The 7,296-nt window shown below is 50.6% G+C and carries 7 protein-coding genes; 2 read left to right on the top strand and 5 right to left on the bottom strand.

From position 1 onward, the window contains the following. Positions 1 to 105 precede the first annotated feature (105 nt). Together ACYC56_RS10490 and nfi are read left to right on the top strand one after the other, a co-directional pair. Complete coding sequence (locus tag ACYC56_RS10490) at positions 106 to 540, top strand: STAS domain-containing protein (protein WP_461374128.1); 435 nt, start codon at positions 106 to 108, stop codon at positions 538 to 540. A gap of 36 nt (positions 541 to 576) precedes the next feature. Continuing rightward, the gene (gene nfi / locus ACYC56_RS10485) at positions 577 to 1,260 is read left to right on the top strand and encodes a deoxyribonuclease V (protein ID WP_461374127.1); all 684 of its coding nucleotides are present in this window, start codon (positions 577 to 579) and stop codon (positions 1,258 to 1,260) included. Here nfi and ACYC56_RS10480 read toward each other — a convergent pair. The 5 genes from ACYC56_RS10480 to ACYC56_RS10460 all read right to left on the bottom strand — a co-directional run bounded on the left by ACYC56_RS10480 (position 1,238) and on the right by ACYC56_RS10460 (position 7,193). Beyond that, positions 1,238 to 1,456, bottom strand: coding sequence for a hypothetical protein (locus ACYC56_RS10480; protein WP_461374126.1), 219 nt, complete (start codon positions 1,454 to 1,456; stop codon positions 1,238 to 1,240). The genes nfi and ACYC56_RS10480 overlap by 23 nt on opposite strands. 200 nt (positions 1,457 to 1,656) lie before the next feature. After that, the gene (locus tag ACYC56_RS10475; protein ID WP_461374125.1) at positions 1,657 to 2,073 is read right to left on the bottom strand and encodes an archease; all 417 of its coding nucleotides are present in this window, start codon (positions 2,071 to 2,073) and stop codon (positions 1,657 to 1,659) included. 23 nt (positions 2,074 to 2,096) lie between these two features. After that, entirely contained in the window at positions 2,097 to 4,583 is a 2,487-nt protein-coding gene (gyrA, locus tag ACYC56_RS10470) for a DNA gyrase subunit A (protein WP_461374124.1), read from the bottom strand. A gap of 70 nt (positions 4,584 to 4,653) precedes the next feature. Continuing rightward, positions 4,654 to 6,552, bottom strand: a complete 1,899-nt coding sequence (gene gyrB, locus ACYC56_RS10465) for a DNA topoisomerase (ATP-hydrolyzing) subunit B (RefSeq protein ID WP_461374123.1) — start codon at positions 6,550 to 6,552, stop codon at positions 4,654 to 4,656. 143 nt (positions 6,553 to 6,695) lie between these two features. Further along, entirely contained in the window at positions 6,696 to 7,193 is a 498-nt protein-coding gene (locus tag ACYC56_RS10460; RefSeq protein ID WP_461374122.1) for a DciA family protein, read from the bottom strand. Between the last annotated feature and the right edge of the window lie 103 nt (positions 7,194 to 7,296).

Raw genomic sequence — 7,296 nt, 5'->3', positions numbered from 1 at the left:
AACCGCAGGTCAGTGGCATAGTTAGCGACCAGTAAGGCTTCATGGCTGTGGTTGGTTGCCCTGCAAAAGAGCCGCTGTTTTGCTTATATTAGCCTTACATGTTTTATGCACGTAAGAGGCGGGAATATAAAAGTAGGCGCGCGTTCTACCTGCTATGACGGCGCGGCTCAGGAAGGCGGTCAAACCTATATGGAGATAATTAAAAAGGCTGTTGAGGGGACACCGGTTATCGAAGTCCACGGGCAGATTGATCTTAGTAACTGCTATAGGCTACATGAGGCAATAAACGAAGAAATCGAAAGGGGCAACTACTTTATGGTTGTCAACTTACATAAGATAAGTTATATCGATAGCTCGTGCCTCGGGGTTCTTCTGGGTGGGCTTGAGAAAGTCAAAAAGAAGGCCGGAGCGCTGGCGGTTGTGGGCAATCCGTTAGTCGATAGGGTGTTAACGCTAACCGGTCTTACCCGCATCTTCCCCTTTCATTCCACGATAAACGACGCGATAGCAGATCTCAAAAAAATTAAGTCGAAAGAGTAGATAATACATACCGTAATAAACGGGCATACTGGTAACATGAAGGTTCTTGAACTCAACCCCTGGCGGGTTTCGGTTACCGAGGCCGCAGAGATTCAGCGCGAGCTGCGCTCTAGAATCCAACCCGCCCCCATTAATCTGGATGAAGTCAGCTACGTGGCGGGTGCGGATGTCTCGTTTTCAAGGGGCTCTGACGAAATCTTCGCCGCGGTCGCCATATTAAGCTACCCCGACCTTGCCGTGGTAGAAGAAAAGACCGCAATGACACTCGCCACCTTCCCTTATATTCCGGGATTTTTGACCTTCCGGGAAGGTCCGGCGCTTGTCGAGGCGTTTAAAAAAATCGAGACGGTCCCGGACGTGGTTATCTTCGACGGACAAGGGGTCGCCCACCCGCGTCGCTTCGGGATAGCGTCTCATATGGGGGTGCTTCTCGACCTGCCATCGGTGGGGTGTGCTAAAACGGTTCTGGTCGGCAAATACAGCGAACCCGGCGAGACCCGGGGCTCGACGAGCCCGCTCATTAAAAACGGCGAAGAGATCGGCGTGGCGCTACGCACCAGAACCGGCGTCTCTCCCGTGTTTGTCTCAATCGGACACAAAATCGACCTTACCGGGGCCACCGGGGTGGTATTGTCCTGCGCGCCGCGCTACCGGCTTCCGGAGCCGGTTAGAATGGCGCACAATCTCTCAAATAAAGCTAGGACGGAACATGCTCGTTAAATATCACCGGGGATATCGCGTCGACTGGCAAATCCTCCGTGGTGATTTGCTTTATTGAATAAAGAGGGATCAATATCTCTGTTCCATCGGCCAGTTCGATACGCACAAGGTTTTCTTGTGGGGCGCCGACGGTTACGCTTTCCGCTCGAAACTGCCGCTCTTCCCCGTCGGTGAATAAAACGGTCGAAATAAGCAACGCCCTCTCCTCCACTCTTCGGACTTATCTCTTTACAAGGCGTTATTACCCCAATCAACGCAGGTTGAATCAGATCATCCATTTGAGACGACGGGCGGGCGCATTACACACAAGGCCTAATATGAGCATTCCAATCAACTTTATAATATTGCGTGCGAGCAGCAGCTCTTTGCTATTAAATAACGCATCAACCACGGGGGCTAAACATCAAAAACTACCTGGGCAGACCAAACATCGTTGTGCTCGACCTTTAACATCCGGTAGCTACATGCTTTTATTTGAGTCTTTATCTCGTGCCTGCCGAGATCCAGGGGCTCGCCGTATGCCCGTGCACGCAGACGGTATTCTTCATCCCACTCGAGTATCTCGAAGCGCTTGTAGACCCTGTATTTTACCTCGAAGCGGTAGAGCAGCTCGTTGAGCCACTCGACCAAGAGGCTTTCCTTGTCCTCCGCTTCGACATACACCTCATCGTAAAGAACCGACTTCACGTCGTTCAGGTCGGTTATCAGGCTAAACATACCGGTAGCGGCATTTTCAAAGGCTTCTTTTAGTGTTATGCCGTACGCCTTTAGCCCAACATCGGCGGTATAGTCCAATACCTCGAATGCCTGCATGAAGCTCTCCAGAGCATAAGTTATTACGTGGCTGACGGTTCCTGATCGTTGTTCTGGCCGTTCTCCGGGATGTCCTTGTGGTCGTCCCTATCGATAACCAGCGCCACGGCGCTTACCGTATCGCTGTCGTTAAGATTCATTATCTTCACACCCTGGGTATTTCTACCCATCTGCGAAATCTTATTAACCGGCGTCCTAATAACGATCCCTTCGCTCGAAATGACCATCAGTTCGTGGTTTTCCTGGACCATCTTCGCCGCAGCGATCTGGCCGCGCGCCGAGGTCTCTTTCAGCGTCTTTACGCCTTTGCCGCCGCGTCCTTGCAGCGGGTAATTGCTCATCGGCGTGCGTTTTCCAAAACCGTTTTCGGTTACGATCAGCAGGTCCGATTCGTCCCGCGCGATCTCAATCGCCAAGACCTCGTCGCCTTTTGTAAGAACCATGCCCTTGACGCCGGTCGCCGTTCTACCCATCGGGCGAACATCGGTTTCACGGAAGCGTATCGACATACCTCCTCTTGAGACCAGGATTACGTCGTCCGATCCCTTGGTGATCTTTACACCGATAAGCTCGTCGTCCTCGCGCATGGTAATCGCCAGAATGCCGTCGCGTCGCGATGTGTTGTATTCGACAAACGGCGTCTTTTTAGCAATACCGTTTTTGGTCGCCATTACCAGGTACTGGTCTTGTTCAAAGCTCTTGGTCGATATAACCGCAGCTATCTTTTCGTCCGCGGTGAAGGGCAGGATATTCACAACCGCCTGTCCCCTTGCCGTCCTGCTTGCGACCGGTAGTTCGTGGACCTTTAATTTATATATCTTCCCTTTGTTTGAGAAGAACAATATGTAATTATGTGTCGAAGAGATAAAGAGATGCTCGACGAAATCGCCCTCTTTTAGGTTCGCACCGGTAACGCCTTTGCCCCCACGCGCCTGATTTTTATATGTCGTTGCGGGAAGGCGCTTAATATATCCCGAGCGGGTTATTGTGATTACCATGTCCTCCTCGGCGATAAGGTCTTCGATCTCGAGTTCAGTCGCCGCTGATGTAATCTGCGTGCGCCGCTTGTCGGCATACTTGTCTCTAACTGAAGTAAGTTCGTCTTTAATAATTCCAAGAAGGATGCTTTCGCTCTCCAGGATGCTTTTTAGATATGCTATCCTTTCAAGCAGCTCCTTGTGCTCGTCTTCGAGCTTCTGGCGCTCGAGAGCGGTCAGGCGTTGCAGGCGCATATCAAGAATCGCCTGCGCCTGGATCTCCGACAGCTTAAACTTCTGCATCAACTGCTGGCGGGCCTCTTCGACATTTTTTGACGCCCTGATGGTCTTAATAACCTCGTCGAGGTTATTAAGCGCAATCAAGAGGCCTTCGACGATGTGTAGCCTATCCTGGGCTTTCTTAAGCTCAAACTTCGTGCGCCGTATAATAACGTCTTTCTGGTGCTCGAGATAGTATCTTAAGACCTGTCCCAGGTTCAATACCCTCGGCACGCCGTCGACCAGCGCGAGCGTAATAACACCGAAGCTTACTTCAAGCTGGGTGTGTTTATAAAGCTTATTTAAAACCACCTGGGCTACGGCGTCACGCTTAAGCTCTATGACAAGGCGCATGCCGCTTCTGTCAGATTCGTCACGCAAATCGCTGATCTCGGTGATCTTTTTATCGCGAACCAACTCGGCGATTTTCTCGGCAAGCCGGGCTTTGTTAACCTGATATGGGAGCTCGGAGACGATTATTCTCTGTTTTCCCTGTTTGGTCTGCTCGGCGTGGGCTTTTCCGCGCACTTTTATACTGCCGCGACCCGTCAGGTAGGCTTCCTTTATGCCGGTTCTGCCCATGATTATGCCGCCGGTTGGAAAATCCGGTCCTTTGACGTGTGTCATCAGCTCCTGCACGTCGATTTCGGGATTATCTATCATGGCGATAACGGCGTCGATTACTTCGCCGAGGTTATGCGGCGGGATATTGGTCGCCATACCGACCGCGATACCCGAAGACCCGTTTACCAATAAATTTGGGAAGCGCGCCGGCAATACCAGCGGCTCTTGCAGGGTCTCGTCGAAGTTCAGGACAAAATCAACCGTGTCTTTTTCTATATCGCGCAGCATCTCTGCGGCGAGCTTTGAAAGGCGCGCCTCTGTATATCGCATAGCGGCCGGCGAGTCGCCGTCGACCGAACCAAAGTTTCCATATCCATCGATAAGCTCATAGCGCTGTGCGAAGCTCTGGGCCATGCGCACCAGTGAGTCGTAGACCGCGGTATCGCCGTGGGGGTGGTACTTACCTAAAACCTCTCCGACGATACGGGCGCACTTCTTGTACTGGCTACCCGGGCGCATCCCCATGTCGTGCATGGCATAAAGAATTCGCCTGTGCACCGGCTTTAGACCATCGCGTACATCGGGCAGCGCACGCCCGACGATGACGCTCATCGCGTAGTCGATATACGAGCTTCGAAGTTCGTCCTCTATTTCAATTGTTTCTACTCTGCCTGCTAGGGCATCTACCATTTCTATAATTCTCCTTCTAGCGAATCCTATTATCTTGCGGTTTGTCGACGCTAATAATGGGATTCAATACTTAAATGTCTAAGAAGCGCACGTCTTTTGCGTGTTTTATAATATAATCACGCCTCGGCTCAACTTTATCCCCCATAAGAATGGAGAATATCTCGTCGGCCACGATGGCGTCTTCCATATTTACCTTCAGCAGCGTTCTTTTCTCCGGGTTCATCGTCGTGTCCCAGAGCTGCTCGGGGTTCATCTCGCCCAGGCCTTTATAACGCTGCACGTTCGCATTTTTGTTGAGCTTGTTGAGATATTCTTCAAGCTCTCTGTCTTTATAAAAATATTTTGTTAAGCCGTCATGCATTACCTTGTAGAGCGGTGGCTGTGCTATATACACGTAGCCCGACTCGATCATTGGCAACATATAGCGGTAGAAGAACGTTAAAATCAGGGTTCTGATGTGCGCCCCGTCAACGTCGGCATCGGTCATTATTATGACCCGGTGATACCGTGCGTTGCCGACATCGAAGTCCTCGCCGATACCGGTTCCGAGCGCGGTGATCATAGCCAATATCTCCTCGCTGCTCAATATCTTGTTCAGCCTGGCTTTTTCAACGTTTAATATTTTTCCTTTAAGCGGCAGGATCGCCTGAAAACTCCTATCGCGCGCCTGTTTCGCCGAGCCTCCCGCCGAATCTCCCTCTACGAGGTATATCTCGGAGAGAGACGGGTCCGTCAACGAGCAATCGGCGAGTTTCCCGGGAAGAGACGTGCTCTCAAGCAGGCTCTTGCGCCTAGTCAATTCGCGTGCTTTGCGGGCCGCAGCCCTTGCGTGGGCGGCCTGGATGGTTTTACTTATGATGAGCTTGGCCGTTGCGGGATTTTCTTCTAAAAACTCGTCGAGTTTGCTTCCAACCGTGCTCTCTACGAGACCCCTCATCTCCGTATTTCCAAGCTTTGTCTTTGTCTGTCCCTCAAATTGGGGCTCGCGCAGCTTTACACTGACGATTGCCGTTAAGCCCTCTCGAATATCTTCACCGGAGAGATTCTCCTCTTTTTCTTTTAAGAGGCCCTTCTTCCTGGCGTAGTCGTTGATCGTTCTCGTTAGCGCGGATTTAAATCCCGAAAGATGCGTGCCCCCTTCGTGGGTGTTTATATTGTTGGCAAAGGTAAACACGCTCTCCGTGTAGCCGGTGTTGTATTGCATCGCAACCTCTACCTGGCTGCCGCCATCGCTGTTCTCGAAGTAGACGACTTTTTTGTGAAGCGGCTCTTTTGTGCTGTTCAGGTGCTTAATAAAATCGATGATACCGCCGGAATACTGGTATTCCACCGTCTCCTGCGGCTCAACGCGCTCGTCGATGAGGTCGATTTTTAGATCCTTATTCAAGAAGGCCATTTCGCGCATTCTCTGTCGGATGGTATCGAAGCTGAAATCCACCTCTTCAAATACGGTTTTATCCGGCAAAAACGTGATTTTCGTGCCGTTTTTCTTGGATTTGCCGATTTCTTCGAGCCCGGTCGTCGGCTTGCCGTACGCAAACGACTGCTGATATGTCTTGCCGTCCCGGCTGACTTCAACCGTAAGGCTTTCGGATAAGGCGTTCACAACCGAAACACCTACGCCGTGAAGACCTCCGGATACTTTATATCCCTCTCCGCCGAACTTTCCGCCGGCGTGCAATACGGTCAAAACTATTTCGACCGCAGGCTTTTTATATTTCGGTATGATATCGACCGGAATGCCTCGGCCGTCGTCGGTCACCTCTATAAGGTTGCCTTCTTTTATCATTACGACAATATTTTTACAATAGCCGGCCAGCGCCTCGTCAATACTGTTGTCGACCACCTCGTATACGAGGTGGTGAAGGCCGCGCGGTCCGGTGCTACCGATATACATTCCTGGACGTTTTCTTACCGCCTCTAATCCCTCTAAAACTGTTATGTCTTTAGCGGTATATGTAACGCTCACTTTTGTTTCCCTCTTTTCTCAACTGTTGGGGTGTGTACGCAAAGAAACGGCCTTTTAAGCCGTTTTCTAACTCCATAATTATAACACATTTTCTGGTATTTTTGTGGGTATATCCGCTTTTAATATCCACACTGTGTCTATTATTACCGTCCTTGATCGGGTGATGCCAGTTTGCATTTTCGCCACTTCTCGAGCTTTTTATTCTTCACCATGAGACGAAGTACGCGGTCTTTCATCTCGGGTGGCTCTATCTCCCCTACCAGCTCTTCTATGTGTTCAAGGTCGTTCTGTGTTAATCGTATCGAGCCGATATCGGGTGCGCCTTCGTTGGTATCTTCTTTGTCGTACCTCGAAGCAAGCGGCCCGTGGATAAATCTCATTTCATGAACCGTGTGCGATCCGAGAAGCGCGTTTATTTGTTTTATTATCTGTGCGTCAAGAACCTTCAACTCCTGCGCCCAGGCCGGGCTCTTCGTTTTTATATACAGGATGCCGTGTTTGATCTTCTCCGGTGCGGCGTTCTCGCTTATCGCCGGGCCAACGACCTGCGTCCAGACGGAGAGAACCTTGCTCTCTTCGAATTTTGCCCGTATCTCTTCGTTTGAGGTGAGTTCACGGATCGTTTCGCCTAGCCCATACATGTACTTTTTTCTCCACAGCGCCGGCATATCTCTACTTGGCTTTATTTTAGCCTATTTTAATAATATTCGACGTATCGATATCCATCTCTTTTAAATATTCTAC

This window comes from Candidatus Aquicultor sp., assembly GCF_054640775.1.
The sequence above is the reverse complement of the archived record's forward strand: the minus strand, read 5'-3'. Positions and strand labels throughout refer to the sequence as shown.

What these genes read in the sequence shown, in the direction of transcription:
- ACYC56_RS10490 (WP_461374128.1), top strand. Translation starts at nt 106, where the DNA reads ATGCACGTAAGAGGCGGGAATATAAAAGTAGGCGCGCGTTCTACCTGC.
- nfi (WP_461374127.1), top strand. Translation starts at nt 577, where the DNA reads ATGAAGGTTCTTGAACTCAACCCCTGGCGGGTTTCGGTTACCGAGGCC.
- ACYC56_RS10475 (WP_461374125.1), bottom strand. Translation starts at nt 2,073, where the DNA reads ATGCAGGCATTCGAGGTATTGGACTATACCGCCGATGTTGGGCTAAAG.
- gyrA (WP_461374124.1), bottom strand. Translation starts at nt 4,583, where the DNA reads ATGGTAGATGCCCTAGCAGGCAGAGTAGAAACAATTGAAATAGAGGAC.
- ACYC56_RS10460 (WP_461374122.1), bottom strand. Translation starts at nt 7,193, where the DNA reads ATGTATGGGCTAGGCGAAACGATCCGTGAACTCACCTCAAACGAAGAG.